Raw genomic sequence first — 26,908 nt, forward strand, 5'->3', positions numbered from 1 at the left:
GTAAGTATATCGGTTAACGGGCGGGATTTCGCCCCTGTAAAGAGGTGGGAACCGGACTGGTAAAATTAAAACGCCCCGCCAGGAGAGCGGGGCGCAAAGCGTTACTTTTCAGACCAGGTATAGCTGAAGTCAGTGATAAACCCATCCCCGGCGTCAGCGATGGCTTTCGATAAGCCCTGATAGTATTTTTCCAGGCCGATGGCCTCTATCTGCTGGATCTGCTCGCGCACGGGAGCGCAGAACAGTACTGCATTGCCCGCTCCGACACGTTTGTTGTTCGGCGGCAGATCGCCGGTAATCCCCTTAAACCAGGTTCTGATCCCTTGCTTTAAGCTGTGCGGCGCTTTTGCAAGATCCTTCTGGCCTGTCAGCACCTGTAAGGTGGGGAACTCATTTGCATTGACGGCGGTTTTCATGCGTGCAAAGAACGCGGTAAAAAGCTCAAAAGAGCCGAGATCCGTGACGCGAGGCTTGGTGGTTTTTCCGTTTTTATTGCCCATTTTTCCGGCAGGGGCTGTAGGCGCCGGAACCACATTGACCTTATGCAGATCCAGACCAAACAGCAGATTGCAGTGCGCCCGGCGCTCTTTAAGCGGGTAGGACATTAGCACGTCAATAAACGCTGTCGCCTTCACATCGGCCAGGTCATGGTTAATCAGCCATTGCGAGCGGGCAAATTCCGCGGGGGAAACGAACCAGTCCGGCACCTCAGTAAAGCGTCTGGATTTACCCTTGCCGTCAAACTCGAGAAAGTAAGCCCCATCATCGAAAGCAAAATAGCAGTTTTTAAAGCTTCCGATCGTGGTGTTAACGATGAGCGCCTTCTTAACAAAATCGACCACCTCTGCACCCATGACAAAACGCGTGAGTTCAGAAGAATTGATGACTTCCATTAATGTTTCCACATCTGGAACACCAGGCTTCAGGGAAGAGAACTCATAAAAGATATGTGTCATGTTGCTGACTTCCTGTAGTTATAGAGGTGACAATTACCGAACAAAAAGTTTAACACTTGCGATAGGTTAAGGCTATTCGCGCAGCGTAGCGGAAAGGATTATGCTAAAGGCTGTTCTTATCACAGCGGTTAACGGAATCGGAATGAATAATAAAAAAAATCTTCTGGATATCAGGGATGTTGGCTTTCGTGTGGGTGATAACACCATCCTTCAGCACGTCGATTTTTGTCTCTCTCCGGGCGAATTTAAACTCATAACCGGCCCCTCCGGCTGCGGCAAAAGCACCCTCCTGAAAATCGTGGCTTCGCTACTGAGCCCAACGGAGGGAACCATCCTGTTTGAAGGGAAAGATATCGCCACGCTTACACCGGAAAGCTATCGCCAGCAGGTGTCATACTGCGTGCAAACGCCGTCCCTGTTTGGCGACACGGTGTACGACAATCTGGTTTTCCCCTGGCACATCCGCAACCAAACGCCCGATCCGAAAAAGTTTGCGGACGATCTGACCCGTTTTGGGCTTCCGCCGGAGACGCTGACCAAATCGACTGCCGAACTGTCAGGCGGGGAAAAGCAGCGCGTCTCGCTGATCCGTAACCTGCAATTCCTGCCGAAGGTGCTTTTGCTGGATGAAATCACCAGCGCGCTGGATGACGCTAACACGCGCAACGTCAATGAGATTATTCATCGCTACGTCCGTGAACAGGATATTGCCGTGCTGTGGGTGACGCACGATTCAAATGAAATTAGCCATGCGGATGATGTCATCACGCTCAGGCCGCAGGGCGGGAAAATGGAGGAGGCTCACCGTGGGTGAACATAACATAACCAACGAATCGCTGGCGCTGTCGATGGTCCTGGTGCTGGTGGCGATTGTGGTCAGCTACCGGGAGAAGCTGGCGCTGGAAAAAGATATTCTGTGGAGTATCGTTCGCGCGGTCATTCAGCTCATCATCGTCGGCTATGTGCTGAAATACATCTTCAACGTCAATCATGCCGTGCTGACCCTGATGATGGTGCTGTTTATCTGCTTTAACGCGGCATGGAACGCGCAGAAACGCAGTAAATACATCGATAAAGCGTTCCTCTCGTCGTTTATTGCCATCACCACCGGGACCGCGTTAACGCTGGCGGTACTGGTGCTCTCCGGCTCGATAGAATTTACGCCGATGCAGGTGATTCCCATTTCCGGGATGATTGCGGGCAATGCGATGGTGGCGGTCGGGTTATGCTACAACAATCTGGGGCAACGCTTCAGCAGTGAACAGCAACAGCTTCAGGAGAAGCTAAGCCTGGGCGCGACGCCGAAGGTGGCCTCGGCGCGGTTGATCCGCGACAGCATTCGTTCATCGCTGATCCCAACGGTGGATTCCGCCAAAACCGTGGGTCTGGTGAGCCTGCCGGGCATGATGTCGGGGCTGATTTTTGCCGGTATCGATCCGGTAAAAGCGATTAAATACCAGATTATGGTGACGTTTATGCTGCTCTCTACGGCGAGCCTGTCGACGATTATTGCCTGCTATCTGACCTATCGGAAGTTTTACAACGCGCGCCACCAGCTGGTGGTGACGCAGTTGAAAAAGACGGGGTAATATCGGCTTTTGTAGGCCCGGCAAGCGTTAGCGCCACCGGGCATTTTTGTTAGTATAGCAATGCGTACAGCTGACGACGATACTTAGACGCCAGCGCGTCACCGGTGCCGAGCGCGGCCAGGATCTCCTGGAACATCTTTCGCGCCTGACCGTCTGCGGCGCCCAGGTCCTTCTGAAGGTGGCTAAACAGCAGCTCCAGCGCCTCTTCATTACGCCCCACCTGGTGAAGCTGAAGCGCCAGCTGGCTTGCCAGCGCGGCATCCGCCGGGTTGTCCGCCACCTGCTGCTGAAGTTGCTGAATTTCAGGGGTATCCGCCGCCTGTTTCAGCAGGTCAATCTGCGCCACCAGGCCCTGATAGCGGGTGTCCTGATCCTGCATCGGCACCGTTTTCAGCACGGCTTCCGCGTCTTCGGGGCGGTGCAGCGCAATCTGGGTCTCTGCCAGCAGCAGACCAATCTGGCTGTTCTGGTTCGACAGCTGCCACGCGTCTTTTAACAGCGGCAGCGCCTCGTCGTACTTGCCTTCCTGCATCAGCGCCATGGCTTCCTGCGCTTTCAGCTCTTCTTCGCGCGGCAGGACTTTATCCAGCAGGGCGCGGATCGCCTCTTCCGGCTGCGGCCCCTGGAAGCCATCCACCGGCTGACCGTTCTGGAACAGGTAGACGGTTGGGATCGCACGCAGGCCAAACTGGGAAGCCACCATCGGTTCGGCGTCACAATCCAGCTTCGCCAGAATGAATTGACCGTTGTACTGCGCGGCAAGGCTTTCCAGGACCGGCGTCAGCTGCAGGCAGTGTTGGCTGCGTTCAGACCAGAAGTAGAACAGCACCGGTGTAGTCATTGACTGTTCGAGTGTATGTTGCAGGTTAGCTTCAGTTATGTTGACGATATTCTGTACGGACATGCGGCATTCTCTTTTATCGGTTTACTCTTTACATGGGGGTAAGCGTCGTCGCTTCAACTCAACCCTGCAAAATTTTGTCCATCATCCGCCCCGGCAGCAGGCGTTTCAACCAGCCGACGGCATGGGTCACCAGCGTCACCGGATAGCGCATTTTAGGGGTATCGCTCTCAAATGCGTGGCGCACTTTGGCAACCACGGCTTCTGGCCCAAGCGTAAAACGCGCCGCGATACCGGGATTTTCGACCGGTTGGTCCGCCTGCGTCTGGTTAACGTTTTCCGTAAAGCGGGTGCGGATGGGGCCCGGTTCAATCAGGCTGACCTTAATGCCGCTGTGGCGCAGCTCCATGCGCAACGCATCGGACCAGGCTTCAAGCGCATATTTACTGGCAGCGTAAGCCCCGCGTCCCGGCGTGGAGATCAGGCCCATCACCGAGGAGGTCATGACAATCCGCCCTTCGCCGTGCGGCAGCATGGCGGGGAGAAGGCGCATGGTGAGCTGATGCGCCCCAAAAAAGTTTGCGGATAACTGCTGCTCCAGCTGTTCCCGTGAGAGGGTCTGTAGCGGGCCGTATACGCCATAGCCCGCATTGTTGAACAGGCCGTAAAGCCGGTTGTTGGTCAGGGCGATAACCTCATCGGCGGCCTGCTCCACGCTCTCTGGCGAATCGAGATCCAGCAGAATGCCGGTAAATCCCAGCCCTCGCATGCGTTCGACATCTTCGGGTTTGCGGCAGGCCGCCAGCACCCAAAACCCCTGACGTTTCAGTTCAAGGGCGCTCTCAAGGCCAATTCCGCTGGAACATCCTGTTATTAAGACCGATTTTTGCATAACTTTACCTGTCAGGTTCTCAGCTGTTTGACGAGTCATGTTTTACTAAAGGAGCCAGCCGGGTTGCCATCCAGTCGGCAATGAACGGCTGGGCATCGCGATTGGGGTGAATGCCATCATCCTGCATCCACTGGGGTTTCAGATAGACCTCTTCCATGAAAAATGGCAGCAGCGGAATATCAAACTCTTTGGCAAGCTTAGGATAGATCGCGCTAAACGCCTCATTATACCGACGGCCGTAGTTAGCGGGCAGGCGAATTTGCATCAGCAGCGGCTGGGCGTTAGCGGCCTTAATGGTCTGCAAAATAGTCCGCAGCGTTTGCTCCGTTTGCTGTGGCTGGAAGCCGCGCAAACCATCATTACCGCCCAGTTCGACCAGCACCCAACGCGGTTGATGCTGCTTAAGCAGGGCAGGCAGGCGCGATAAGCCTTGCTGCGACGTATCGCCGCTGATGCTGCCGTTAACGACAGACGCCCGGGACTGCCATTTATCATTGAGCAGGGCGGGCCAGGCCGCACTGGCGGCCATACGATAGCCCGCGCTCAGGCTGTCGCCCAGAATCAATAACGTGTCCGCAGCCGCCGCGCGGAAGGTCATCAGCATCAAAAACAGGAAGGGCAAATGCCAGCGGAAAACATTGTTGAAGTTCATTGTCTTAAGAAGTCCGTCGGTCAGGGAGAACACGAGCTTTCCATCCTCACCGGAGTTGAACTCGTTGTCAAACGTGCCGAAACCATCGCCCTGATTGGCGAATCCGGTTCCGGTAAGTCCACGCTGCTGGCCATTCTCGCCGGGCTGGACGATGGCAGCAGCGGGGAAGTGAACCTGGTCGGCCAGCCCCTCCACGCGCTTGATGAAGAGGCGCGCGCCGCGCTGCGTGCCCGGCATATCGGGTTTGTCTTTCAGTCATTCATGCTGATCCCAACCCTCAACGCGCTGGAAAACGTTGAGCTGCCCGGCCTGCTGCGCGGTGAAAATACCCGCGAAAGCCGCGATCACGCCAAAGCGTTGCTGGAACAGTTGGGGCTGGGAAAACGTCTCGACCACCTTCCGGCGCAGCTTTCCGGCGGTGAGCAGCAGCGCGTGGCGCTGGCCAGGGCGTTTAACGGGCGCCCGGAAGTGCTGTTTGCCGATGAGCCCACGGGCAATCTCGACCGTAAAACCGGGGACAAAATTGCCGATCTGCTGTTTTCCCTCAACCGCGAGCATGGCACCACGCTGATTCTGGTTACCCACGACCCGCAGTTGGCCGCCCGCTGCGACCGCCGCCTGCGGCTGGTGAACGGTGTTCTTCAGGAGGAAGCATGATTGCCCGCTGGTTCTGGCGCGAATGGCGCTCGCCCTCTCTGCTGATTGTCTGGCTGGCGTTGAGCCTGGCGGTGGCCTGCGTGCTGGCGCTCGGCAGCGTCAGCGATCGTATGGAGAAAGGGCTTAGCCAGCAGAGTCGGGAATTTATGGCGGGGGACCGGGCTCTGCAAAGTTCTCGCCCCGTGCCGCCGGGCTGGATTGAGGAAGCGCGCAAAGAGGGGCTGAAGGTGGGAGAGCAAATCACCTTCCAGACCATGACCTTTGCGGGCGACACGCCACAGCTTGCCAGCGTAAAAGCCGTGGATGACATCTACCCGATGTATGGTGACTTACAAACCAGTCCGCCGGGGCTAAAACCGACGGCCGGTACGGTACTGCTGGCATCGCGTCTGATGGCGCTGCTGAACCTGAAACCCGGCGACAGTATCGACGTCGGCGACGCGACCCTCAAAATTGCCGGGGAAGTGGTGCAGGAGCCCGACTCCGGATTTAATCCGTTCCAGCTCGCGCCGCGCCTGCTGATGAACACCGCTGATGTGGCGAAAACCAACGCCGTCCAGCCGGGTAGCCGCGTCATATGGCGCTATAAGTTTGGCGGGACGCCTGCTCAACTGGAGGCGTATGAAAAATGGCTCCTGCCTCAGCTCAAGCCGGAACATCGCTGGTACGGGCTGGAGCAGGATGACGGGGCGCTCGGCAAATCCCTCGAGCGTTCTCAGCAGTTTCTGTTGCTGTCGGCGCTGTTAACCCTGCTGCTGGCCATTGCGGCCGTTGCCGTGGCAATGGGGCACTACTGCCGCAGCCGTTACGATCTGGTGGCGATCCTCAAAACTCTCGGCGCGGGCCGGGCACAGCTGCGCAAGCTGATTGTCGGCCAGTGGCTGATGGTGCTGGCGCTGTCGGCTCTGACCGGCGGGGCGATAGGGCTGCTGTTTGAAAAGCTGCTGATGGTGCTGCTCAAACCGGTCCTGCCCGCTGCGCTGCCGCCTGCCAGCCTCTGGCCGTGGCTGTGGGCCATCGGCGCGATGACGACGATCTCCCTGCTGGTGGGGTTACGCCCCTACCGGCTGCTGCTCGCCACCCAGCCGCTGCGCGTGCTGCGCCGGGATGTGGTGGCCAGCGTCTGGCCGCTGAAGTTCTATCTGCCGGTGATTATTGCGGTGGCAGTCGGGCTGTTGGCCTGGCTGATGGGCGGCAGTACGCTGCTGTGGGCGGTGCTGGCGGGCGCGGTGGTGCTGGCGCTGCTGTGCGGCGTGGTGGGCTGGCTATTGCTCAATCTTCTCAAAAAGCTGACGGTGAGATCGCTGCCGGTGCGGCTGGCGGTTAACCGACTGCTGCACCAGCCGTGGTCTACCCTCAGCCAGCTCTCGGCATTTTCGCTGTCGTTTATGCTGCTGGCGCTTCTGCTGGTGCTGCGCGGGGATCTGCTGGATCGCTGGCAGCAGCAGCTTCCGCCGGAAAGCCCGAACTATTTCCTGATCAACATTGCTCCCGAACAGGTGACGCCGCTGAAGGGGTTTCTGTCTGAGCATCACATTATTCCGGAATCGTTCTATCCGATCGTGCGCGCCCGCCTGACGCAGATCAACGGCCAGTCCACGGAGGGAAATAAGGATGAATCGCTCAACCGCGAGCTCAACCTGACCTGGCAGGCGAAACGTCCGGACCATAACCCGATCGTTGCCGGCACCTGGCCGCCGAAAGCGGGGGAAGTGTCGATGGAGGAGGGGCTGGCGACACGCCTGAACGTGAAGCTCGGCGATAGCGTGACCTTTACCGGTGATACCCAGGATTTCACCGCCAAAGTCACCAGCCTGCGCAAAGTGGACTGGGAAAGCCTGCGGCCAAATTTCTTCTTCATCTTCCCGCCGGGCGCGCTGGACGGACAGCCCCAGAGCTGGCTGACCAGCTTCCGCTGGGAAAACGGCAACGGCATGCTGACGCAACTGAACCGGGAATTTCCGACGGTGAGCCTGCTGGATATCGGCGCGATCCTCAAACAGGTCGGGCAGGTGCTGGAACAGGTGAGCCGCGCCCTGGAGGTGATGGTGGTGCTGGTGACCGTCTGCGGCCTATTGCTGCTGCTGGCGCAGGTGCAGGTCGGCATGCGTCAGCGTCATCAGGAGCTGGTGGTCTACCGCACGCTGGGGGCCAGTAAACGGCTGCTGCGCGCCACGCTGTGGAGCGAATTTGCCCTGCTCGGGCTGGTGGCGGGCCTGGTGGCGGCCATCGGGGCGGAAACCGCACTGGCGGTGCTTCAGACGAAAGTCTTTGATTTTCCATGGGAGCCTGACTGGCGGCTGTGGCTCACGCTGCCCGTCTGCGGCGCGGTGCTGCTGTCCCTGTGCGGTGGCTGGCTCGGGACGCGGCTGTTGAAAGGTAAAGCGCTGTTCCGCCAGTTTGTCAGTTAGTTTACTTGCGTGATGATGACGCACCGGCATTTCTGCTGGTGTGTCATCGCTTAATAGCACAAATCGTTAATACCCATGCATTTAGTAGCACAAAACATTAAAAACCCGCCCACACAGCCCGAATTTTTCCAGTTAATATTCACCAGCTAAATATTTAGCAGCGTGTCTATCAAGGAAAAAGAATGACTATAAGAAAAACAGCGCTGGCGACAACGATCGGCGCAGCAGTGGCATTGGCTTCTTTCGCATCTCAGGCGGAAATCACCCTTCTGAAACAGGATCCGCAGGCGGGTAACCCGCTGAGCCGTCTGAACTTCACCGTTGGCGGCAGCATCCGTCCTCAGTTCCAGAACATGACCGGTGACGACGGCAAAAACGGCTACAAGCGTAACGGTTTTGACGGCGGTACCCGTTTCCGTTTCGCGGCAGACTACTACCTGTTCGATGACATCAGCTGGATCACCTACTACGAGCTGGGTGTGAACATTCCGGCGCAGTTTAACTGGGATAACCACTACGCCGACGGCGCGCACGATACTTCACGCCGTATGCTCTACACCGGTCTGAAGAGCGACACCTGGGGTACGCTGACCTTCGGCCAGCAGAACAGCGTGTACTATGACGTGGTGGGCGCGAAAACCGATATCTGGGACTACGACATGATTGGTCAGGCGTCGGGTAACGGGATCAACGGCGACTACGACGGCTCTTACCGTTCACGCCAGATGCTGAAGTACAAGAAAACCGTGGGCGATGCTGACATCTACGCCTCTTACCTGTTTGAAGACAGCGAATACCTGCCGGGCAACGGCCTGCGCTACAAGCGCAAAGGCGGCGGTTCACTGGGTATCGATTACCACCTGACCACCGATCTGACCTGGGGCGCAGCGTGGAACTACACCCGCGCGGACATGCGTAATCCGGACAACGGCGACAGCAAATCCTACGACCAGAACATTCTCGGCACCGCACTGAGCTGGACGCCGGATAACTGGACCTTCTCCGCAGGCGGCGGCTGGTATCAGAACTTCATGACCACCAAAAAAGTGTCCGTTAACGACTACTTCGCCGGTGATGCATGGGGTATTGAATACTTCGCAGGATACAAATTCCCGGTCGGTCAGTATGCGGTGAAATCCATTCAGCCGTACTTCATGGGCGACCGCATTGAGTACGTGAACGGCCGTAACTACCAGCGCATCGACAACGGCGTGGGTATCAGCTTCCAGCTGGACTACGGTTTCCGCGTGGATTACGAACACGTGTTCACCTCCAGCACCGACAACCTGGGCGACATGAACCTGGTGCGTCTGCGTTACGACTTCTGAGTTGTCATGTAGGGTGCGGCCTGATGCCCTCACCCTGACCCTCTCCCACGGGGAGAGGGAAAAAACATTAAAAACGGCAACCCAGGTTGCCGTTTTGCTTTTACCTCGCCACCCGGCTTTATTTTTCAGCGATCAAGCCACTCGGCAATTTCTTCGTACGTCCCGCGAAAAACAATCTTCTCCGCTTTCTTCTCCAGCTGATAGCCGTACATCGGGTCGTAATAGTCCTTCAGCAGTGGCACAAGCCAGCTGAAGTGCGCGTCAGTGCTTCCAGAGCGCTGTTGTTCCAGCAGCGCGGAATCTAATAGCGCGGTAAATTCCGCGAATCGTTGCAGCCCCAGACGACGGCGGATGGCGAACAGGCCGTGATGCAGGTATTCGCTGTAGGCTTTCCAGCCCGCTTCTTCACCGTAGGCGGCAAAAAAATCGGCCCACATGTGGTCGAAATACTCTTCGCGCAGGCGCTCAAGACGGATCTCAAACGGATCTTCGACCACAACGACAGGCGCTTCCGCCATGCGGTCGCGCAGGCACTCCGGCAGGTGGTTAGAGCCAATCATCCGGCCCTCATCCTCCAGCACCCAGCGCGCGGCATCTTTTTTTAGCAGCTCGACGGCAAGGTGATTCTCGAAGCTCGCCTGAGAAAGTTGCGGGGTGAGCGTGCGGCCAAATGACGAGCCGCGATGGTGCGCCAGCCCTTCCAGATCGATGCCCTGCGCATGCTGCTTCACCAGCAGCGTTTTGCCGTTTCCGGTACAGCCACCGATAAGCACCATCGGTTTTTGTGACTGCTCAATCGTCACCTGAATTGCCGTCTGGCGCAGGGCCTTATAGCCGCCGCGGATCAGCGGATAATCGATTCCCGCCTCTTTAAGCCAGGCCTGGGAGATATGTGAGCGCTGGCCACCGCGCGCGCAGCAAAGGTAGCCCTCAGGATGGGCCAGGCTGGCTTCGCGCCAGGCGTTGATGCGCGCCTCTCGCGTCTCGCCGTTGACCAGGCTATGGCCGAGCGTCAGTGCGGCGTCCGGACCCTGGCGTTTATAGCAGGTGCCGACGGCGGCACGCTCGTCGTCGTTCATTAAGGGCAGGTTGAGTGCGGCGGGCATCGCACCCTGGACAAATTCGATCGGCGCGTGAACGTCGATTAAAGGGGTATCGGACGCGAGGATCGCGCGATAGTCCGTTCCATCGTTCATGGTGGTTCCAGAAGAAAGCTAAGCAGCAATGGGCGGGAATTGTACGCCGGGGAAGGGGAAGGTCAACTCCCCGGCGGGGGTTACTTACTTCAGTTTTGACTGCGCCCAGACAATCCCGCTCGCGTATTCTGGCGGCAGCAGGGGAACAATCGCTTCCAGCGTGGCGCTCAGGCGATCCGTGTCGGTATCGTTCAGGTTCAGGTGGCCGACCTTACGACCCGGGCGCACCGCTTTGTCGTACCAGTGCAGGTGCACCAGCGGCAGCTTCAGCCAGTCGTAGTTCAGATCGGTGCCGATCAGGTTGATCATCACCGACGGGCTGGTCACCACCGGCTGCGGCAGCGGCAGGTCAGTGATGGCGCGCAGGTGCAGCTCGAACTGGCTGATGGAGGCACCGTTTTGCGTCCAGTGGCCGCTGTTGTGCACGCGCGGCGCAAGTTCGTTGATCAGCAGACCCGATGGCGTGACGAAACACTCCATCGCCATTACGCCCACATAGCCCAGCTCATGCATGATGGCAGAGAGCATCTCTTCCGCCTGCGCCTGCTGGTCAGCATTGGCCTGCGGGAAGGCGACGCTGGTGCGCAGAATCCCGTCCTGATGCAGGTTATGCGTTAGCGGGTAAAAAACGGTGTGCCCGTCATGCCCGCGCGCGCCCACCAGCGACACTTCACCGCTGAAGTTTATGCCCTGCTCAACGATGCACTCGCCGTAGCAGTCGTCCGGCAGCTCGGCGGTGTCGTTCGCGCGCAGGCGCCACTGCCCGCGACCGTCGTAGCCGCCGACACGACGCTTCACGATCGCCAGATCGCCCAGCATGGCGAAGACGTCATTCCACTCGCTTTTGTCGGACAACAGCTGCCACGGCGCGGTCGCAAGGCCGAGCTTGTCGAACAGCTGCTTTTGCGTCAGACGGTCGGCGATGATCGGGAAGACGTCGCGGTTCACAAAGGCGTTATGGCGCGCCAGCTCGCGGGTCAGGGCGGTTTCCGGCCAGCGTTCAATTTCGGCGGTGATCACGCTCTGATGGAACGGCACGGCTTCCGGCTCGGCGTCCAGCCCGACGGGCCAGACGGCAATACCCAGCGGCTCACCGGCCTGACGCAGCATCCGGCCAAGCTGACCATTACCAAGAACGCAAACCTGCTTCATGCTGCACCCCGCGGATCCGGGTTATCCAGCACCTCGTCGGTCTGGGCTTTACGCCACTCCGCCAGGCGTTGATGTAAGTCATTATCATGCGTCGCGAGGATCTGCGCGGCCAGCAGGGCGGCATTTGCGGCACCCGCCTTACCAATCGCCAGCGTACCGACAGGGATACCGCGCGGCATCTGGACGATAGAGTACAGGCTATCAACCCCGCTTAACGCGGCGCTCTGTACCGGCACGCCCAGTACCGGCACCAGGGTTTTGGCGGCAATCATGCCCGGCAGATGTGCTGCGCCGCCCGCACCGGCAATGATCACCTCGTAACCGTTCTCTTCGGCGCTTTCGGCGAAGCTGAACAGTTTATCCGGCGTACGGTGCGCGGAAACCACTTCGACGTGGTGCGGAACATTCAGGATTTCAAAGATTTCGGCGGCGAATTGCATGGTAGCCCAGTCGCTTTTGGACCCCATCACGATGGCGACACGCGCCGGATTATTGCGGGAAGACATGCGTCTTAAAACTCCTGTGGTGCGGAACACACTGCTTTCGAGGGCACAGAGAATAGCATGTAATACCGGCAAGGAAAACGGTTGCGTGGTCGTGAAATGGGCGAAAAAACGAGGAGGGTTAGAACGGGAAGGCGATCAGTTCCACACCTTCCGGCGTGACTTTGACCATCGATCCTTCGCTGTGCCAGGCGCCTAAAACCACGCGATGGGCGGGCTCGCCGTTGGCGATAAGGGAATGCACATCGGGACGATGGGTATGGCCGTGGATCAGCCACTGAACGCGATGCTTCTCCATCACCTTCACTACCGCCTGCGGGTTGACGTCCATGATGGTCATCGATTTGCTGCTATTGGCGGCCTTGCTGCCCGCGCGCATTCTGGCGGCGATGCGGTTGCGAATAAACAGCGGCAGGGCGAGGAACACTTTCTGGATCCACGGGGTGTGAACTTTGGCGCGAAACGCCAGGTAGCCGGTATCGTCAGTGCAGAGCGTGTCGCCGTGCATGATCAGAATATTGCGGCCATAGAGGTCAAGCACCTGCTCTTCCGGGAGCAGCGTCATGCCGCTCTCGCGGGCGTAACGCTGGCCGATCAGGAAATCACGGTTGCCGTGAATGAAATAGCAGGGGACGCCGGAATCCACCAGCGCTTTAATGGCCGCTGCCATCTCACGGTGCAGCGGGTTCGGATCGTCGTCGCCTATCCAGGCCTCAAACAGGTCACCCAGAATGTACAGCGCATCGGCGCTTTTCGCTTCACCGCGTAAAAAACGCAGAAAACCGGCGGTTATCGCCGGTTCTTCTGTTTGCAGATGCAGGTCCGCAATAAAGAGTGTCGCCACGAATTACTCGCTGACGGTCACGCTTGTGATCACAACGTCTTCTTTAGGAACGTCCTGGTGCATACCGCTGCGGCCAGTAGAAACGGCTTTGATCTTGTCGACCACGTCCATGCCTTCAACCACTTCTGCGAATACGCAGTAGCCCCAGCCTTGCAGGCTTTCGCCAGAGAAGTTCAGGAAGTCGTTGTCCGCCACGTTAATGAAGAACTGTGCGGTAGCAGAGTGCGGGGCCTGAGTACGGGCCATTGCCAGCGTACCGCGGGTGTTTTTCAGGCCGTTGTTCGCTTCGTTTTTGATCGCTTCTTTCGTCTCTTTCTGGCGCATGCCAGGCTCGAAACCGCCGCCCTGGATCATAAAGCCGTTGATCACACGGTGGAAAATAGTGTTGTTGTAGAAACCTTCGCGGCAGTAGTCCAGGAAGTTTTTAACTGTTTCAGGCGCTTTGTCATCAAAGGTTTTGATTACGATATCGCCATGATTAGTGTGGAAAGTAACCATTTTTGCATCCTGTTCCGTTATTGTGGTGCGTCGACCCGTGCTCGGGTCACATATAGGGGCTTGTTATAGCATAACCACAGGACACGATCACCTTGCATTGTGTGCTGACCGTGCTCCGAATTATGGGTATTATAAGGAACAAACAATCCACACACGTGTTTACATGGAATCTTCGATGTTAAAAATCTTTAATACAATGACGCGCCAAAAAGAGGAATTTAAACCTATCCATGCCGGGGAAGTCGGCATGTACGTGTGTGGTATTACGGTTTACGATCTCTGTCATATCGGCCATGGCCGTACCTTTGTCGCGTTCGACGTGGTGTCCCGCTACCTGCGCTTCCTGGGCTATAACCTGAAGTATGTGCGCAACATCACCGACATCGACGACAAAATCATTAAACGTGCTAATGAAAATGGCGAAAGCTTTGTCGCGCTGGTGGATCGCATGATCGCCGAAATGCACAAGGATTTTGATGCCTTGAATATTCTGCGCCCGGATAGCGAGCCGCGTGCGACCCACCATATTCATGAAATCATTGAGATCACCCAAAAGCTGATCGAGCGCGGTCACGCCTATGTGGCGGACAACGGCGACGTGATGTTCTCGGTGCCGACGGACCCAACCTACGGTGCGCTTTCCCGCCAGGATCTGGACCAGCTCCAGGCCGGTGCACGCGTGGACGTGGTTGACGTGAAGCGTAATCCGATGGACTTCGTGCTGTGGAAGATGTCCAAAGCGGGCGAACCGAGCTGGCCATCCCCGTGGGGCGAAGGGCGTCCGGGCTGGCACATTGAATGTTCCGCGATGAACTGCAAACAGCTGGGCAACCATTTCGACATCCACGGCGGCGGTTCGGATCTGATGTTCCCGCACCACGAAAACGAAATCGCGCAGTCCACCTGTGCTCACGGCGGCGAGTACGTGAACTACTGGATGCACTCCGGGATGGTGATGGTTGACCGCGAGAAGATGTCGAAATCGCTGGGTAACTTTTTCACCGTGCGCGACGTGCTGAAGTATTACGACGCGGAAACCGTGCGCTACTTCCTGATGTCCGGCCACTATCGCAGCCAGCTGAACTACAGCGAAGAGAACCTGAAGCAGGCGCGCGCTGCGCTGGAGCGTCTGTATACCGCACTGCGCGGCACCGACAGGTCTGTTCTGGCCGCTGGCGGCGAGGCGTTCGAAGCCCGCTTCGTTGAGGTCATGAACGACGACTTCAACACGCCGGAAGCCTACTCCGTGCTGTTCGACATGGCGCGTGAGGTGAATCGCCTGAAGTCAGAAGATATGGCGGCGGCGAATGCGCTGGCGTCGCATCTGCGTAAGCTCTCTTCCGTGCTCGGCCTGCTGGAGCAGGAGCCGGACGTGTTCCTGCAAAGCGGCGCGCAGGCGGACGACGGTGAAGTAGCGGAAATTGAAGCACTGATTAAAGCGCGTCTGGAAGCGCGTCAGGCGAAAGACTGGGCGGCGGCGGATGCGGCGCGTAACCGTCTGACCGAGATGGGTATTATTCTGGAAGACGGCCCGCAGGGCACCACCTGGCGTCGTAAGTAAGTCCGTAATGCCCGGTGGCGCTTACGCTTACCGGGCCTACAGGTGAAAGTAGGCCGGGTAAGGCGTAGCCGCCACCCGGCTTTTTTTACCTTCTCTTCTTCCGCCATAATACTCCCATCAGCACGATTCCCGGCAGCCACACCCACAGCAGTTCCGAGATAATCACCTGATGCCCGTACGGCGTGGTATAGCGCGACAGTGCAAACGGCGCGACCTTAATCACCTGCCACGGTGCAAAGAAGCGCTCATCTGACCAGGGCCACAGCCAGCCGACGCCTTTCCCGCCGGTGGTACTCGAATCCAGCAGGCTGTGCGACAGCAGCGACACGGTTAAAAACAGCCAGCAGCGTGACAGGCTGGCCCGGAACCATCGACGCCCAGCCAGCACGCAAAGTATGGGCACTACAAAGGCAAACAGCAGCGAATGAGTGAAACCGCGGTGGCCGAAAATATTCCCGTAGGCGACACCGAATTTAAACGCCAGTACGTCAGCGTCAGGCAGCATGGCGAGGATGATCCCGGCAAACAGCAGGCGGGGTGGGATGACTTTGGTTCCGAGCCCTAAGCCCAGACACAGAGGTACGGCAGCGTGGGTGATAACGGTAGGCATTACATTTATCCATGGCAAATCATGGAAATATAGCAGTCATCTCGCGCTATAAGACCCATGCTAAATTCTGAATTTACGCCGATTCCCGCGCGATAAGCTGGCCGGAGAGGGTAATACGCTGCGTTTGCAGATCCGGCTCCTTCAGCCTGCGGATCATCAGCCCTGCCGCCTGGCGGCCGGTCTCTTCACTGGCAGACGAAACGTAAGTCAGTGACGGCGACGTGAGATTAACGTGGAGCATATCTTCAAAACCAATCAGCGCCACCTGCTGGGTTAAAAACACGTCTTTGCCCACCGTGCGCCCCACCTGGTGAATGCCGGAGATCGAACCGATCATCGCGTCCGGCGAATGGCAGAGCAGGGCGGTAATCGTGTTGTTCTTCTCCAGCAGCTGGCGAGTCGCCATGGCCGCCGCCTGCGTATCATCGGTGCAGGCGGGAGAATATTCCTCACGCCAGACCAGGCCGTTCTGCGTCATCGCGCTGCGAAAACCGAGCAGGCGCTGCTCGCGAATACGGCACCCGTCGCGCCCGCCAATGTAGGCGATGGTGCGGTGCCCGCGCTCGATAAGATAACGCGCGGCCAGGTTCGCCGCCTGGCGGTTATCGCGCATCACCAGATTGCATTTCTCTTCCAGCAACGACTGCGAAACCGCCACAAGCGGCAGCGGGCATTGGCGAATGTGTTCCGGGAGAGAGGCGGCGCGGGTGTCCGACGCCAGATAGATGACGCCCGCCACGCCCTGCTGCTTAAATGAGAGCAGGGTACGCTCAAGATGTTCGTCGTCGTTCAGCGGCTGACCGAGAAAAACCATATAACCCTGTTTCTCCAGCTCCTGAACGATGCTCGCCATCACTTTGATGGAAAAGCTGTCGCTGAAGTCCCGCAGGATCAGGCCGATTAAATTGGAGGTGTTGGCGCGAAGGTTGGCAGCGGCGACGTTATGAACATAGCCCAGCGTTGTGATGGCGGCATTGACCTTCCCGATCGTCGCCTCTGAGATTTTCCCTTTCTGGCGCAGCACCAGCGACACGGTAGAAACCGACACGCCCGCATGCTTTGCAACATCAATAATGCTGACTTTCTTCAAAACCGCTCCCTGAAATTTACCGATTATCAGCCAGATAAGAGGCGTACCCCAGCGTACAGGAGACGCCTCCTTCAGGCATCTTATTATTTGCCAATCATCGTGGACATGGTCTGGGCGATAAACTGTGCTCTGGCCCCGAAAATCACCTGTATCCCGTTGTCGCCAACAAACACCACGCCGCGCGCGCCCAGCCCGTTCAGCCCGTCCCGGTCCACCGCTTCGCTCTTCGCCACTTCCAGACGCAGACGCGTGATGCAGGAGCCGACAGAATCAATGTTCTGCGCACCGCCCAGCAGGCCGATGATTTCGGTGGCAAGTTCGGAATCGGACTTGTCATTTGCGCTGGCGGTCACTTCGGTGCGGCCCGGCGTTTTCACGTCGAAACGGCGGATCACGAAGCGGAAGGTGAAATAGTAAATCAGGGCCATTGGGATACCGATGATAATGGCGCTCAGGAAGTTGGTCTGATAGCCGTTAAACGACGGCAGGATCCCGAACGACAGGTAGTCGATAAAGCCCGCCGAGAACGACTTAGCGATGTGCGCATGCAGCAGGTACATGGTCATGTACGCCAGGCCCGCCATGATGGCGTTGAAGACGTAAAGGATTGGCGCCACGAAGATAAAGGTGAACTCTACCGGCTCGGTGATGCCCGTCAGGAAGCAGGTGAGGGCGGCGGAGAAGAGAATACCGGCCGCGATTTTCTTATTCTTCGTATGCGCTTCATGGTACATCGCAAGGCACGCCGCAGGCAGCGCGAACAGCATCAGCGGGAACTCGCCCTGCATGAATTTCCCGGCGTTCTGGTAGGTATCGCTGCTGAAGGATTTCACCCCCTCTTCGAGCATCTTGAACCAGATGGTCTGGTCGCCGTGGATCACCTGACCCGCCTGGGTAGTGTAATCCCCGAACGAATACCAGAAGGAGGGATACCAGATGTGGTGCAGGCCGAGCGGGATCAACGCGCGCTCCACCAGCCCGAAGATAAAGGTCGAGGCCGCCTGGTTATCGCCGTTCACCACCACGGACAGGGCGTCGATCCCGGACTGAATATGCTGCCACACGTACGGCAGCAGCAGGCCGAGCAGGAACGACAGAAATGCCGTCGCAATCGCCACAAAACGCTTCCCGGAGAAGAAGCCGAGGAATTCCGGCAGCTGCATGGTGTGGAAGCGGTTGTAGCACCAGGCCGCGAGAATACCGCAGATCAGGCCGCCAAAGACGCCCATCTGCAACGTCGGAATGCCGACGACCATGGCGTATTTCCCGCCCTGGGAGGCCATTTCCGGCGTAATGCTCAGCACGGTGCTGATGGTTATGTTGGTGACAAACACCGAGACCGCCGCAGAGAGTGCCGCAATGCCGGATTCCGAAGCCAGACCGACGGCAGAGCCGATGGCGAACAGCATCGGCAGGTTATCAAAGATAACCCCGCCGGCGTTCATCATCAGCGGCAGGTGGAACTTATCGCCGAAGGCCAGCAGCAGGCCCGCAGCGGGAAGCAGTGAAATTGGCAGCATTAAGGCGCGACCAATCATCGATAACTTAGACAGCGATTTAACAAACCCTGATATCAGACTCATGCTGATTTCCCCCCGAGTAGCGCTTTTTTCGCGCTGTTATTGTAAGTAGAACGTTTTAGTAGAACGTTCTACTTATCGTGGGGAAAGTCTGAAAATCGCGCAACATAATTTTCACGTTTCGCCAGAGGGAATAGTGATTATTTGAAGTTGATCGATAATTAACCGTGATGGGTGTGAGGGGATTGTGAGAGAAATTGCCGGGTGGCGGCTTCGCCTTACCCGGCCTACAAACGGAGACAGTACGTAGGCCCGGTAAGCGCAGCGCCACCGGGCATCAGACAGCTCAGGCCGTCACGGTCACGCTCTGACCTGCAAAGCTCACGGTCTGGCCCGCGACAATTTTGCAGCGCTTGCGGGTTTCCACCGCGCCGTCTACTTTTACCTGCCCGTCGGCGATGACGATTTTCGCCTGCGCACCGCTTTCGCTCCAGCCTTCCAGCTTCAGCAGATCGCACAGCTCAACGTGCGGATGTTTACCTAAAGAAAAAGTTGCCATGATTACGCGTCCTCTACGTCGTGATACTCCTCGCACGCCTGCAAGGTATTCTGAATCAGTGTTGCTACCGTCATCGGGCCTACGCCGCCCGGGACCGGAGTAATATAGGAGGCTCGGGCTGCGGCATCTTCATACACCACGTCGCCAACCACTTTGCCGTTTTCCAGACGGTTAATACCCACGTCCACGACGATTGCGCCCTCTTTGATCCACTCGCCCGGAATAAAGCCCGGCTTGCCGACCGCAACGATCAGCAGATCGGCGTTTTCGACGTGATGACGCAGGTTTTTGGTGAAGCGGTGGGTGACGGTGGTGGTGCAGCCCGCCAGCAGCAGCTCCATGCTCATCGGGCGGCCCACGATGTTGGAGGCGCCAATCACCACGGCGTTCAGGCCATAGGTGTCGATGTTATAACGCTCCAGCAGCGTCACGATGCCGCGCGGGGTGCACGGACGCAGGCGCGGCGCGCGCTGGCACAGGCGGCCCACGTTATACGGATGGAAACCGTCAACGTCTTTGTCCGGCGCGATACGCTCCAGCACCTTCACGTTGTCGATGCCCGCAGGCAGCGGCAGCTGAACCAGGATGCCATCGATCTCTTTATCGGCATTCAGGGTGTCAATCAGTTCCAGCAGTTCTGCTTCGCTGGTGGTTTCCGGCAGATCGTAAGAGCGGGAGACGAACCCCACCTCTTCACACGCTTTGCGTTTGCTGCCGACATAAATTTGCGAAGCCGGGTTGCTGCCAACCAGCACAACGGCCAGCCCTGGGGCGCGTTTTCCGGCAGCTTTACGCGCCTTCACTTTTTCCGCAACCTCAGAGCGCACCTGCTGCGCAATCGTTTTACCGTCAATAATCTTTGCTGCCATCAGAGAGAAGATTCCGTCTGTAACGTTAGAAAGGGGGGATTACCTGTATTTTGTCAGAAGCGAGCGCCGCTGTCAGTCACCCTTTACGAGATTTCATCGATGGCCCGCAAAATCCCTTCTCAGTGCGTGGTCAATTTCTTAGGGGCGATTAGGATGTGACCTGGCAAAATGGCAGCGTTTTGACATATTACAAAATAGATTCCTGAGCTACTTTGTCCTCTCCGAAATAAGCCTTCAATTTTTTAATTGAACGTATTTCTTATTCCCGAATATGCGCGGGAAGGGTTATTTACATTTTAAAGGAATAGACATGAAACTCAGCAACATTGCTTCTACTGTTATTGCAACTCTGGCCCTGGTCGCGGGTGCCGCTCACGCAGAAGATCCGGTAGCACCTGTATCTGTAAACGGTGGTACGGTGCATTTTAAAGGTGAATTAGTGAATGCCGCGTGTTCAGTGAATACTGACTCTTCAGAGCAGACGGTTAATCTCGGCCAGTACCGTACCGCGAAATTCACTAAAGTGGGTGACACCACCTCCAATATTCCCTTCACCATCGAACTGAACGACTGCGATCCTGCGGTAGCGAAAACCGCTGCTGTCGCGTTTACCGGCCAAATCGACGCCACCGACAAAACGCTGCTGGCGGTAAGCTCCGGTAACAACGACAACTCCGCGAAGGGCGTAGGCATTGAGATCCTCGACAGCAAATCCTCCACGCTGACCCCGGACGGTGCAACCTTCTCTGCGGCCCAGAACCTGATTGAAGGGACTAACACCCTGAACTTCACCGCGCGCTATAAAGCCACGGCGGCGACCACCGCGCCAGGCCAGGCAAACGCGGACGCAACATTCGTAATGAAATACGAGTAATGCCTGAGTACAGGGATGTGGCTGGCCTCAGGGAAGAGGTCTTTTGATCGCCTATACCGGGAGCGAAGGATGACAAGGACTGGGATACTGCTGTGTGCCCTTGCGATTGCCTCAGCGGTAAACGCACATACCGTTGTCATAGACGGCGGCAAAGTACACCTCAGGGGAGAGCTGGTTAACGGCGGCTGCGCCGTGGCCCCGGACAGCCAGAATATGCGCGTGGATATGGGGCAATACCGCACAAACGCCTTTTCCGGCGTCGGCAGCTTTTCCACGGTTAATGTGCCTTTCACCGTACGTCTGCTGGATTGCAGCGTGGACGTCTCCCGCACCGTGGGGATCCAGTTCCAGGGAGTGACACCGGCAGAAGACCCGCAGGTTTTCCTGGCGACATCGCGGCCGGGGGAAAATGCGGTCAGCAGTGGTGTCGGACTGGCGCTTTTTGACGAACAGCAACGTCAGATCATCCCGAACGCGACGGCAGTGAGCTGGTTACCCATTAACACCCGCGAGCTGGTATTTCATTTCAGCGCCCGCTACCGCGCTATTTCCGAACACCTTGTACCAGGCACTATTCAGTCGAATGTCTGGTTTACGTTGATTTATCCCTGACGCCTGCGAACTAATTATTAAAGGTACGGTTGTGATGAACACCCTGATTAAACCTGGACTGTTTTTAACTTTTATTTTGATGATGGTTTCTGCCAGCGCGAATGCATCCGGCGGAATTGCGCTGGGCGCGACGCGCGTTATTTATCCGGCCGATGCAAAACAAACGTCGCTGGCGATCACCAACAGCAATAAACAAGAGCGCTATTTAATTAACGCGTGGATAGAAAATGCCAACGGGCAAAAGGAAAAAACCTTTGCCGTCACGCCGCCGCTGTTTGTCAGCGAGCCGGCCAGCGAAAACACCCTGCGCATTATCTACGCAGGCCCGGCGCTGCCTGCCGATCGCGAATCGCTCTTTTACATGAACGTCAAAGCGATTCCCTCCGTCAGCAAAAAACATCAGGACGGCAACAACGTCCTGCAACTGGCTATTCTGTCACGTATTAAGCTGTTTGTTCGCCCGGCTAACCTGGCGATGCCGCCGGAAGAGGCGCTCTCACAGCTGCGCTTTGAGCGCGTCGGCAACCATCTTAAGGTGAGCAATGCCTCACCGTATTACGTCACGCTGGTCAATCTGAAGCTCGGCGGTCAGACGCTGGAGAACCTGATGGTTGCTCCGAAAAGCTCGGCGCAGCAGGTGCTGCCTGCCGCAGCGAGCGGCACGCTCTCCTGGCAGAGTGTGAATGACTACGGTGCCATTACGCCGGCGCGTAGCGTCAGCCTGTGAGCAGAGACAGGGCGATGAACACTCAATGGCGTTACTGCCCGGTTGCGCTGGCACTGATGGCAACGCTCTGGCCACACGCTGGCTGGGGCGAAAGCTACTTTAACCCGGCGTTTCTCTCCGATGACGCGGCGAACGTGGCGGATTTGTCGCGTTTTGAGAAAGGCCACCAGCAGGCACCGGGCGTCTATCGCGTCGATATCTGGCGTAACGATGAGTTTATCGGCACCCAGGACGTGCGGTTTGAGCAAGCCGACAACACGCCGCCGGTCGCGGGCGGTTTGTCGCCGTGCATTACGCGCGCGATGCTCGATCGCTTTGGCGTCAATATCGCCGCCTTCCCGGAACTGAGCAACGTGCAGGGCGAGACCTGCGTTCCGCTCACCACGGCTATTCCGGGCAGCGAAACGGCGTTCAACTTCGCCTCGTTGCGCCTTAACGTCAGTCTGCCTCAGGTGGCGATGCAAAACAGCGCCCGCGGGTATATTCCGCCTGAACAGTGGGATGAAGGCATCCCCGCCGCGCTGCTGAACTACAGCTTCACCGGCAACCGGGGCAGCGACGACGACAGCTACTATCTGAACCTGCAAAGCGGGTTGAACTATGGCGCCTGGCGATTACGCAATAACGGCGCGTGGCGTTATACCGAAAGCAACGGCCAGCGGCACAGCAGCTGGCAAAATATTGGCACCTGGGCGCAGCGTACGGTCATTCCGCTAAAAAGCGAGCTGGTGCTCGGCGACAGCAACACCGGTAACGATGTCTTCGACAGCGTCGGTTTTCGCGGTGGTCGGCTCTATTCGTCCGACAGCATGTATCCGGACAGCCTGCAAGGCTACGCGCCTACCGTACGCGGAATCGCCCGCACCCCTGCCAAAGTGGTGATCCGCCAGAACGGATACGTGATTTACCAAAGCTATGTGCAGCCGGGGGCTTTTGCGATAACTGACCTTAACCCGACCTCCTCAAGCGGTGACCTGGAGGTGACGGTGGAAGAGAAGGACGGCAGCCAGCAGCGCTACACCGTCCCGTATTCCACCGTTCCGTTGCTTCAGCGTGAAGGACGCTGGAAATACGATCTGGTGGCAGGGGACTATCGCAGCGGCAACAGCGAGCAGGACACGCCGTTCTTTACTCAGGGTACGATGATTGCGGGTCTTGCCGACGGCTACACGCTGTACGGCGGAACGCAGCTGGCCTCGCGCTATACCGCCATCGCCATTGGCGCGGGAAAAAACCTCGGAGACTGGGGGGCGGTGTCACTTGACCTCACCCATGCCCGCAGCCAGCTTGCCGATGACAGCCGCCATGAAGGGCAGTCTCTGCGGTTCCTGTACGCAAAATCCCTTAACGGATTCGGCACCAACTTCCAGCTGCTGGGCTATCGCTACTCGACCAAAGGCTTCTACACCCTCGACGATGTGGCCTGGCGCACAATGGAAGGCTACCAGTATGGCGACGATCAGGACGATGACGGCGTGCCGGACGTGCAGAGCTATCACAACCTGACGCTGAATAAAAAAGGACGTTTCCAGCTCAATATCTCCCAGTCTCTTGGCGATTACGGCTCGGTGTACGTGTCGGGCAGCCAGCAAAGTTACTGGGGCACCAGCGAGTCCAACGTCTGGTATCAGCTCGGCTACGCCGGCGGGGTGAACGGGATCAGCTACGCCTTATCCTGGTCATGGAACAAGGCCGTCGGCATTGAAGGAACTGACCGGATCGCCTCGTTTAACGTCTCCGTCCCGTTCAGCCTGTTCACCCGTCACGGCTACCGTCGCGATAACGCGATCGACCGGGCCTATGCCACGGCCTCAGCCAGCCGCAACAGCGACGGTGATACCAGCTGGCAGACCGGGATCAGCGGAACGCTGCTCCAGGATCGTAACCTGAACTACAGCGTCACGCAGGGTCACACCAGCAATAACGGTGCCAGCGGCAGCGCCAGCGCTAACTGGCAGGCAACGTACGGTACGCTGGGCGTGGGCTACAACTACACGCGGGATCAGCACGACCTCAACTGGCAGCTCTCCGGCGGCGTGGTAGGGCATTCAGACGGCATCACATTCAGTCAGCCGCTGGGCGATACCAACGTCTTGATCAAAGCGCCGGGCGCGTCAGGCGTGAGCGTCGAAAACCAGACCGGCGTCAAAACAGACTGGCGTGGCTATGCGGTGATGCCGTACGCCACGGTGTACCGTTACAACCGCGTGGCGCTCGACACTAACACCATGAGCAACAACACCGACATTGAAAATAACGTTTCCAGCGTCGTGCCGACGAACGGTGCGCTGGTGCGCGCCAGTTTTGACACCCGCATCGGCGTGCGTGCGTTGCTCACCGTGAAGCGTGATAACCAGCCTGTGCCGTTTGGGGCGGTGGTGCGTGAGACGCAGAGCGGCGTAACCAGCATGGTGGGAGATGACGGTCAGATTTACCTGAGCGGGCTGCCGCTGAGCGGGGAACTGCTGATTCAGTGGGGAGACGGGAAGCAGTCCCAGTGTCGTGCGCCCTACAGCCTGCCAGAACAGAGCCTGCAACAGGCGATCACACTTAAGGGGATCCGCTGTGAATAAAATCCATTATCTGGGGCTATCCCTTCTGGCATTTTTGCCGCTATCTGAGGCGTTCGCCACCGTCTGCGTCAATGAAAATGGCGTGCCGACGGAGGTGTATTACGACCTGACGGATAAATTCAACAGCTCCAATAACCAGGTGGGGCAGATTGTTACACTCAGCGAGAAGTCCCAGTGGGTGGGCGTCAACGCCGTCTGCCCTAAGGGAACGTCCGGGAACACCACCAAGCGTAGCTATGTGACCGAATTCCCGGTCACAGGCACCAGCGATGGCTACCAGTATCTGAAGCTAAACGACTATCTGGACGGGGCGATGAAAATCACCGACAGCTACGCTGGCACGTTCTATCCACCCAGAAAGTACATTCAGATGGGGAGCCATCCGAACGTGTCTAAAAACAAACCGTTTGGTGTACAGGATTCCAGCCTCGTCTTTCGGCTTAAGGTGACCCGACGCTTTATCAATATGGTGGTGATCCCCCGGGCAATCATGTTCCGGGTTTACGTCACCACGACCTCCACGGATCCGCTCACCACGCCGGTTTATACCATCAGCTACAGCGGGACCATTCAGGTGCCTCAGAGCTGTGAGATTAATGCCGGAAATGTGGTGGAGTTCGATTTCGGAGACATCGGCGCCTCTCTGTTCAGTAAAGCGGGCATCGGAAATAAGCCGGAGGGGATCTCAGCGCAAAGCAAAACCATCGGCATAAAATGCACCAACGTCGAGGCGAACGCCATGCTCACAATGCGTGTTGAAGCGGAGAAGGTTTCAGGCAGTACGCTGGTCTCTGATAACGCGGATGTGGGTTTTGTGATTGCCAACAGTAATGGCGTGCCGCTGACGCCGAACAACCTGACCAGCAAAATCCCGTTCCGTCTGGACGATAGCGCACAGGCACAGGTGGGGATCCGCGCGTGGCCCGTCAGCGTGACCGGTAAAAAACCTGCCGAGGGGCGTTTTACCTCTCGCGGCTATTTACGCGTCGACTATGACTAAGGAGCAGGTATGCGAAACGGAATGCGGTATATAGCCGTCGCGCTCTTTGCGCTTTGCTCCCCTGCGCACGCAGAGACAGCGCTTGGGGAAATTAACATTCAGCTCTATGGCAATATCGTGGATTTTACCTGCGTGGCGGAGGGGGACGACAGCAATAAAACCGTCACGCTCGGCACCTGGCCCACGAAACAGCTCCGCACAACGGGAAGCCGGACGCAGCCTGTACCGTTCACCCTGAAGCTGACCGGATGCCCGCCGGGGGCGGCTTCGATCACATTTACGGGGAAGATGGACGGGCATGATAACAGCCTGCTGGCGCTGAATGATGCCAGCGCGGCCAGTAACGTGGCCGTGGAGATCCTCGACCGGGATAAAACGCGCCTCGCGTTGCAGCAGGCCAGCCAGACGGTGTCGGTGGATGCGCAGGGAAATGCCGAACTGTCGTTTTATGCCAATTATATCGCCACGGCGGATAACCCGCAGCCGGGCCGGGCTGATGCCGATGCAACTTTCATGATTAATTATAATTAATCGTATCCCCTCTCCCTGTAACGGTTATATGTTGCAGGGAGAGGGAAGGATTACAGTAATTCGTGCGCTTTCGCGTAATCAATTAATTCAACGATACTTTGTACGCCCAGCTTGGAAAAAATATTAGACTTATGGGCGCTAATTGTTTTGTTGCTAAGTAATAATTGATCCGCAATCTCCTTATTAGATAATCCGTTCGCCAGATATCGCAGAACCGTCACTTCACGATTCGATAATGGCATATCCACAGCGGCGCCTGTCCGGGAGCCTATATGGTTTATAAAACTCAATGTTTCTGACGGGAAAAAAGAATAGCCCGTCAGTATCATTTCCACCGCGTTATAAATTTCCCCCAGATCTTTCCGCTTACTGACAAAACCATTTGCCCCGGCGCGGATGGCGCGCCCTGCGTAGAAGGCTTCAGATTTCGAAGAGAGGAAGAGAATCTTAATATCTTTATTTAAGTTTCTGATTCTTTTCAATAATACGAAGCCGTCCGTGCCTGTCATTTCGATATCGAGAATGACCAGGTCGATGGGGTGGTTGCGTATACAGTCAAGCACTTCGTGGCTGTCGCCTGACTTCAGTTTGACCTGGATGTTTTTATTTTTCTGTAGCAGGACTTCTATCGACATTCTGACGATAGGGTGTTCGTCCATAATGATAACGGATGCCGGTTTCATTTTTTATGCCTCAGATTGTTAAAAGCGTTATGCTGAGTTTTGTTAAAACTCTCGAAAAGCCGGAAGGATAATTACGCAGATCCTTGTACGGTAGATCCCTGGGAAGAGCGAAAGCATCCTTGTTTACGTAGTGGTGATATCAATGCCTGAGCGCAGTTATCTCATAAGGCTGTTATGGCA

27 protein-coding genes are annotated in these 26,908 nt (G+C 57.2%); 12 read left to right on the top strand and 15 right to left on the bottom strand.

Annotated features, from left to right (window positions below; translation table 11 throughout):
* Positions 1-101: 101 nt before the first annotated feature.
* Entirely contained in the window at positions 102-956 is an 855-nt protein-coding gene (locus ACQG0S_RS05270) for a hypothetical protein (RefSeq protein ID WP_048966102.1), read from the bottom strand.
* Positions 957-1,098: 142 nt separating this feature from the next.
* On the opposite strand from ACQG0S_RS05270, the gene fetA reads away from it, so the two are divergent.
* Together fetA and fetB are read left to right on the top strand one after the other, a co-directional pair.
* The gene (gene fetA, locus ACQG0S_RS05275) at positions 1,099-1,770 is read left to right on the top strand and encodes an iron efflux ABC transporter ATP-binding subunit FetA (protein WP_045621269.1); all 672 of its coding nucleotides are present in this window, start codon (positions 1,099-1,101) and stop codon (positions 1,768-1,770) included.
* Positions 1,763-2,545 carry an iron efflux ABC transporter permease subunit FetB gene (fetB, locus tag ACQG0S_RS05280; protein WP_048966103.1) on the top strand — a complete coding sequence of 261 codons (783 nt, stop codon included), beginning with the start codon at positions 1,763-1,765 and terminating at the stop codon, positions 2,543-2,545. Before fetA ends, fetB begins: the two co-directional genes overlap by 8 nt.
* Positions 2,546-2,594: 49 nt before the next feature.
* On the opposite strand, the gene ACQG0S_RS05285 is transcribed toward fetB, so the two are convergent.
* The 3 genes from ACQG0S_RS05285 to tesA are packed head-to-tail and all read right to left on the bottom strand — an operon-like array spanning position 2,595 to position 4,930.
* Positions 2,595-3,449: a co-chaperone YbbN gene (locus ACQG0S_RS05285; protein WP_048966104.1), complete on the bottom strand. Its 855-nt coding sequence runs from the start codon at positions 3,447-3,449 to the stop codon at positions 2,595-2,597.
* Positions 3,450-3,507: 58 nt separating this feature from the next.
* Positions 3,508-4,317: an SDR family oxidoreductase gene (locus ACQG0S_RS05290; protein ID WP_115438023.1), complete on the bottom strand. Its 810-nt coding sequence runs from the start codon at positions 4,315-4,317 to the stop codon at positions 3,508-3,510.
* A complete protein-coding gene (gene tesA / locus ACQG0S_RS05295; protein ID WP_003858933.1) occupies positions 4,298-4,930 on the bottom strand; it encodes a multifunctional acyl-CoA thioesterase I/protease I/lysophospholipase L1 in 633 nt (210 codons plus the stop codon). Before tesA ends, ACQG0S_RS05290 begins: the two co-directional genes overlap by 20 nt.
* Between tesA and ybbA the strand changes: the two genes are divergently transcribed.
* The 3 genes from ybbA (at position 4,901) to ACQG0S_RS05310 (ending at position 9,326) form a co-directional block, all read left to right on the top strand.
* A complete protein-coding gene (ybbA, locus tag ACQG0S_RS05300) occupies positions 4,901-5,587 on the top strand; it encodes a putative ABC transporter ATP-binding protein YbbA (protein ID WP_023299477.1) in 687 nt (228 codons plus the stop codon). The genes tesA and ybbA overlap by 30 nt on opposite strands.
* Positions 5,584-7,998 (top strand): putative ABC transporter permease subunit YbbP, encoded by a 2,415-nt coding sequence (gene ybbP / locus ACQG0S_RS05305; protein WP_048966106.1) that lies wholly within the window; start codon positions 5,584-5,586, stop codon positions 7,996-7,998. The genes ybbA and ybbP overlap by 4 nt, the downstream gene beginning before the upstream one ends.
* Positions 7,999-8,180: 182 nt before the next feature.
* Positions 8,181-9,326, top strand: coding sequence for a porin (locus tag ACQG0S_RS05310; protein WP_105322513.1), 1,146 nt, complete (start codon positions 8,181-8,183; stop codon positions 9,324-9,326).
* 125 nt (positions 9,327-9,451) lie between these two features.
* Here the strand turns inward: ACQG0S_RS05310 and mnmH are convergent, their stop codons facing one another.
* From mnmH to ppiB, 5 genes are all read right to left on the bottom strand, one after another.
* Entirely contained in the window at positions 9,452-10,522 is a 1,071-nt protein-coding gene (gene mnmH, locus ACQG0S_RS05315; RefSeq protein ID WP_426750088.1) for a tRNA 2-selenouridine(34) synthase MnmH, read from the bottom strand.
* Positions 10,523-10,606: 84 nt separating this feature from the next.
* A complete protein-coding gene (purK, locus tag ACQG0S_RS05320; RefSeq protein WP_023299480.1) occupies positions 10,607-11,674 on the bottom strand; it encodes a 5-(carboxyamino)imidazole ribonucleotide synthase in 1,068 nt (355 codons plus the stop codon).
* Positions 11,671-12,180, bottom strand: coding sequence for a 5-(carboxyamino)imidazole ribonucleotide mutase (purE, locus tag ACQG0S_RS05325; protein WP_023299481.1), 510 nt, complete (start codon positions 12,178-12,180; stop codon positions 11,671-11,673). The genes purK and purE overlap by 4 nt, the downstream gene beginning before the upstream one ends.
* Positions 12,181-12,298: 118 nt before the next feature.
* The gene (gene lpxH / locus ACQG0S_RS05330; RefSeq protein ID WP_038415557.1) at positions 12,299-13,021 is read right to left on the bottom strand and encodes a UDP-2,3-diacylglucosamine diphosphatase; all 723 of its coding nucleotides are present in this window, start codon (positions 13,019-13,021) and stop codon (positions 12,299-12,301) included.
* Between the two features lie 3 nt (positions 13,022-13,024).
* Positions 13,025-13,519 (bottom strand): peptidylprolyl isomerase B, encoded by a 495-nt coding sequence (ppiB, locus tag ACQG0S_RS05335; protein ID WP_000256009.1) that lies wholly within the window; start codon positions 13,517-13,519, stop codon positions 13,025-13,027.
* A gap of 175 nt (positions 13,520-13,694) precedes the next feature.
* Between ppiB and cysS the strand changes: the two genes are divergently transcribed.
* Complete coding sequence (cysS, locus tag ACQG0S_RS05340) at positions 13,695-15,080, top strand: cysteine--tRNA ligase (protein WP_126503051.1); 1,386 nt, start codon at positions 13,695-13,697, stop codon at positions 15,078-15,080.
* An 85-nt stretch (positions 15,081-15,165) separates the two neighbouring features.
* Here the strand turns inward: cysS and ACQG0S_RS05345 are convergent, their stop codons facing one another.
* The 5 genes from ACQG0S_RS05345 to folD all read right to left on the bottom strand — a co-directional run bounded on the left by ACQG0S_RS05345 (position 15,166) and on the right by folD (position 19,728).
* Entirely contained in the window at positions 15,166-15,690 is a 525-nt protein-coding gene (locus tag ACQG0S_RS05345; RefSeq protein ID WP_169440976.1) for a metal-dependent hydrolase, read from the bottom strand.
* A gap of 73 nt (positions 15,691-15,763) precedes the next feature.
* Positions 15,764-16,780: a Mal regulon transcriptional regulator MalI gene (gene malI, locus ACQG0S_RS05350; protein ID WP_023299483.1), complete on the bottom strand. Its 1,017-nt coding sequence runs from the start codon at positions 16,778-16,780 to the stop codon at positions 15,764-15,766.
* Between the two features lie 83 nt (positions 16,781-16,863).
* Positions 16,864-18,363 carry a PTS transporter subunit EIIC gene (locus tag ACQG0S_RS05355; protein ID WP_003858916.1) on the bottom strand — a complete coding sequence of 500 codons (1,500 nt, stop codon included), beginning with the start codon at positions 18,361-18,363 and terminating at the stop codon, positions 16,864-16,866.
* Positions 18,364-18,646: 283 nt separating this feature from the next.
* Positions 18,647-18,859, bottom strand: coding sequence for a ribosome-associated protein YbcJ (gene ybcJ / locus ACQG0S_RS05360; protein ID WP_017694378.1), 213 nt, complete (start codon positions 18,857-18,859; stop codon positions 18,647-18,649).
* Positions 18,860-18,861: 2 nt separating this feature from the next.
* Complete coding sequence (gene folD, locus ACQG0S_RS05365) at positions 18,862-19,728, bottom strand: bifunctional methylenetetrahydrofolate dehydrogenase/methenyltetrahydrofolate cyclohydrolase FolD (RefSeq protein ID WP_008499332.1); 867 nt, start codon at positions 19,726-19,728, stop codon at positions 18,862-18,864.
* Between the two features lie 310 nt (positions 19,729-20,038).
* Here folD and fimA point away from each other — a divergent pair, with 310 nt between their 5' ends.
* The 6 genes from fimA to sfmF all read left to right on the top strand — a co-directional run bounded on the left by fimA (position 20,039) and on the right by sfmF (position 26,045).
* On the top strand, positions 20,039-20,602 hold the full coding sequence (gene fimA / locus ACQG0S_RS05370; RefSeq protein WP_022647305.1) for a type 1 fimbrial major subunit FimA: 564 nt from the start codon (positions 20,039-20,041) through the stop codon (positions 20,600-20,602).
* 69 nt (positions 20,603-20,671) lie between these two features.
* On the top strand, positions 20,672-21,214 hold the full coding sequence (fimI, locus tag ACQG0S_RS05375) for a type 1 fimbrial protein subunit FimI (RefSeq protein ID WP_023305613.1): 543 nt from the start codon (positions 20,672-20,674) through the stop codon (positions 21,212-21,214).
* Between the two features lie 34 nt (positions 21,215-21,248).
* Complete coding sequence (fimC, locus tag ACQG0S_RS05380; protein WP_022647307.1) at positions 21,249-21,941, top strand: type 1 fimbria chaperone FimC; 693 nt, start codon at positions 21,249-21,251, stop codon at positions 21,939-21,941.
* Positions 21,942-21,955: 14 nt separating this feature from the next.
* Positions 21,956-24,514 carry a fimbrial biogenesis usher protein gene (locus ACQG0S_RS05385; RefSeq protein ID WP_048965831.1) on the top strand — a complete coding sequence of 853 codons (2,559 nt, stop codon included), beginning with the start codon at positions 21,956-21,958 and terminating at the stop codon, positions 24,512-24,514.
* Positions 24,507-25,514, top strand: a complete 1,008-nt coding sequence (gene fimH, locus ACQG0S_RS05390) for a type 1 fimbria D-mannose specific adhesin FimH (RefSeq protein ID WP_022647309.1) — start codon at positions 24,507-24,509, stop codon at positions 25,512-25,514. The genes ACQG0S_RS05385 and fimH overlap by 8 nt, the downstream gene beginning before the upstream one ends.
* A gap of 9 nt (positions 25,515-25,523) precedes the next feature.
* Positions 25,524-26,045, top strand: coding sequence for a fimbria assembly protein (gene sfmF, locus ACQG0S_RS05395; protein ID WP_022647310.1), 522 nt, complete (start codon positions 25,524-25,526; stop codon positions 26,043-26,045).
* A 50-nt stretch (positions 26,046-26,095) separates the two neighbouring features.
* Here the strand turns inward: sfmF and fimZ are convergent, their stop codons facing one another.
* Positions 26,096-26,728: a fimbria biosynthesis transcriptional regulator FimZ gene (gene fimZ / locus ACQG0S_RS05400; protein ID WP_022647311.1), complete on the bottom strand. Its 633-nt coding sequence runs from the start codon at positions 26,726-26,728 to the stop codon at positions 26,096-26,098.
* Positions 26,729-26,908: the final 180 nt, after the last annotated feature.

The sequence above is a fragment of the Enterobacter cloacae complex sp. 418I7 genome (genome assembly GCF_050030705.1).
Taxonomy (GTDB): domain Bacteria; phylum Pseudomonadota; class Gammaproteobacteria; order Enterobacterales; family Enterobacteriaceae; genus Enterobacter; species Enterobacter intestinihominis.

Excerpts from the sequence above, each read along its gene's own strand:
- sfmF (WP_022647310.1), top strand. The coding sequence starts at position 25,524 with ATGCGAAACGGAATGCGGTATATAGCCGTCGCGCTCTTTGCGCTTTGC.
- fimZ (WP_022647311.1), bottom strand. The coding sequence starts at position 26,728 with ATGAAACCGGCATCCGTTATCATTATGGACGAACACCCTATCGTCAGA.
- tesA (WP_003858933.1), bottom strand. The coding sequence starts at position 4,930 with ATGAACTTCAACAATGTTTTCCGCTGGCATTTGCCCTTCCTGTTTTTG.
- fimA (WP_022647305.1), top strand. The coding sequence starts at position 20,039 with ATGAAACTCAGCAACATTGCTTCTACTGTTATTGCAACTCTGGCCCTG.
- ACQG0S_RS05310 (WP_105322513.1), top strand. The coding sequence starts at position 8,181 with ATGACTATAAGAAAAACAGCGCTGGCGACAACGATCGGCGCAGCAGTG.
- ybbA (WP_023299477.1), top strand. The coding sequence starts at position 4,901 with ATGCCAGCGGAAAACATTGTTGAAGTTCATTGTCTTAAGAAGTCCGTC.
- ACQG0S_RS05345 (WP_169440976.1), bottom strand. The coding sequence starts at position 15,690 with ATGCCTACCGTTATCACCCACGCTGCCGTACCTCTGTGTCTGGGCTTA.
- mnmH (WP_426750088.1), bottom strand. The coding sequence starts at position 10,522 with ATGAACGATGGAACGGACTATCGCGCGATCCTCGCGTCCGATACCCCT.
- folD (WP_008499332.1), bottom strand. The coding sequence starts at position 19,728 with ATGGCAGCAAAGATTATTGACGGTAAAACGATTGCGCAGCAGGTGCGC.
- purE (WP_023299481.1), bottom strand. The coding sequence starts at position 12,180 with ATGTCTTCCCGCAATAATCCGGCGCGTGTCGCCATCGTGATGGGGTCC.
- ACQG0S_RS05385 (WP_048965831.1), top strand. The coding sequence starts at position 21,956 with ATGAACACTCAATGGCGTTACTGCCCGGTTGCGCTGGCACTGATGGCA.
- ybcJ (WP_017694378.1), bottom strand. The coding sequence starts at position 18,859 with ATGGCAACTTTTTCTTTAGGTAAACATCCGCACGTTGAGCTGTGCGAT.
- fetA (WP_045621269.1), top strand. The coding sequence starts at position 1,099 with ATGAATAATAAAAAAAATCTTCTGGATATCAGGGATGTTGGCTTTCGT.
- ACQG0S_RS05355 (WP_003858916.1), bottom strand. The coding sequence starts at position 18,363 with ATGAGTCTGATATCAGGGTTTGTTAAATCGCTGTCTAAGTTATCGATG.
- ppiB (WP_000256009.1), bottom strand. The coding sequence starts at position 13,519 with ATGGTTACTTTCCACACTAATCATGGCGATATCGTAATCAAAACCTTT.
- ACQG0S_RS05290 (WP_115438023.1), bottom strand. The coding sequence starts at position 4,317 with ATGACTCGTCAAACAGCTGAGAACCTGACAGGTAAAGTTATGCAAAAA.
- fimC (WP_022647307.1), top strand. The coding sequence starts at position 21,249 with ATGAACACCCTGATTAAACCTGGACTGTTTTTAACTTTTATTTTGATG.
- ACQG0S_RS05285 (WP_048966104.1), bottom strand. The coding sequence starts at position 3,449 with ATGTCCGTACAGAATATCGTCAACATAACTGAAGCTAACCTGCAACAT.
- ybbP (WP_048966106.1), top strand. The coding sequence starts at position 5,584 with ATGATTGCCCGCTGGTTCTGGCGCGAATGGCGCTCGCCCTCTCTGCTG.
- cysS (WP_126503051.1), top strand. The coding sequence starts at position 13,695 with ATGTTAAAAATCTTTAATACAATGACGCGCCAAAAAGAGGAATTTAAA.
- purK (WP_023299480.1), bottom strand. The coding sequence starts at position 11,674 with ATGAAGCAGGTTTGCGTTCTTGGTAATGGTCAGCTTGGCCGGATGCTG.
- fimI (WP_023305613.1), top strand. The coding sequence starts at position 20,672 with ATGACAAGGACTGGGATACTGCTGTGTGCCCTTGCGATTGCCTCAGCG.
- ACQG0S_RS05270 (WP_048966102.1), bottom strand. The coding sequence starts at position 956 with ATGACACATATCTTTTATGAGTTCTCTTCCCTGAAGCCTGGTGTTCCA.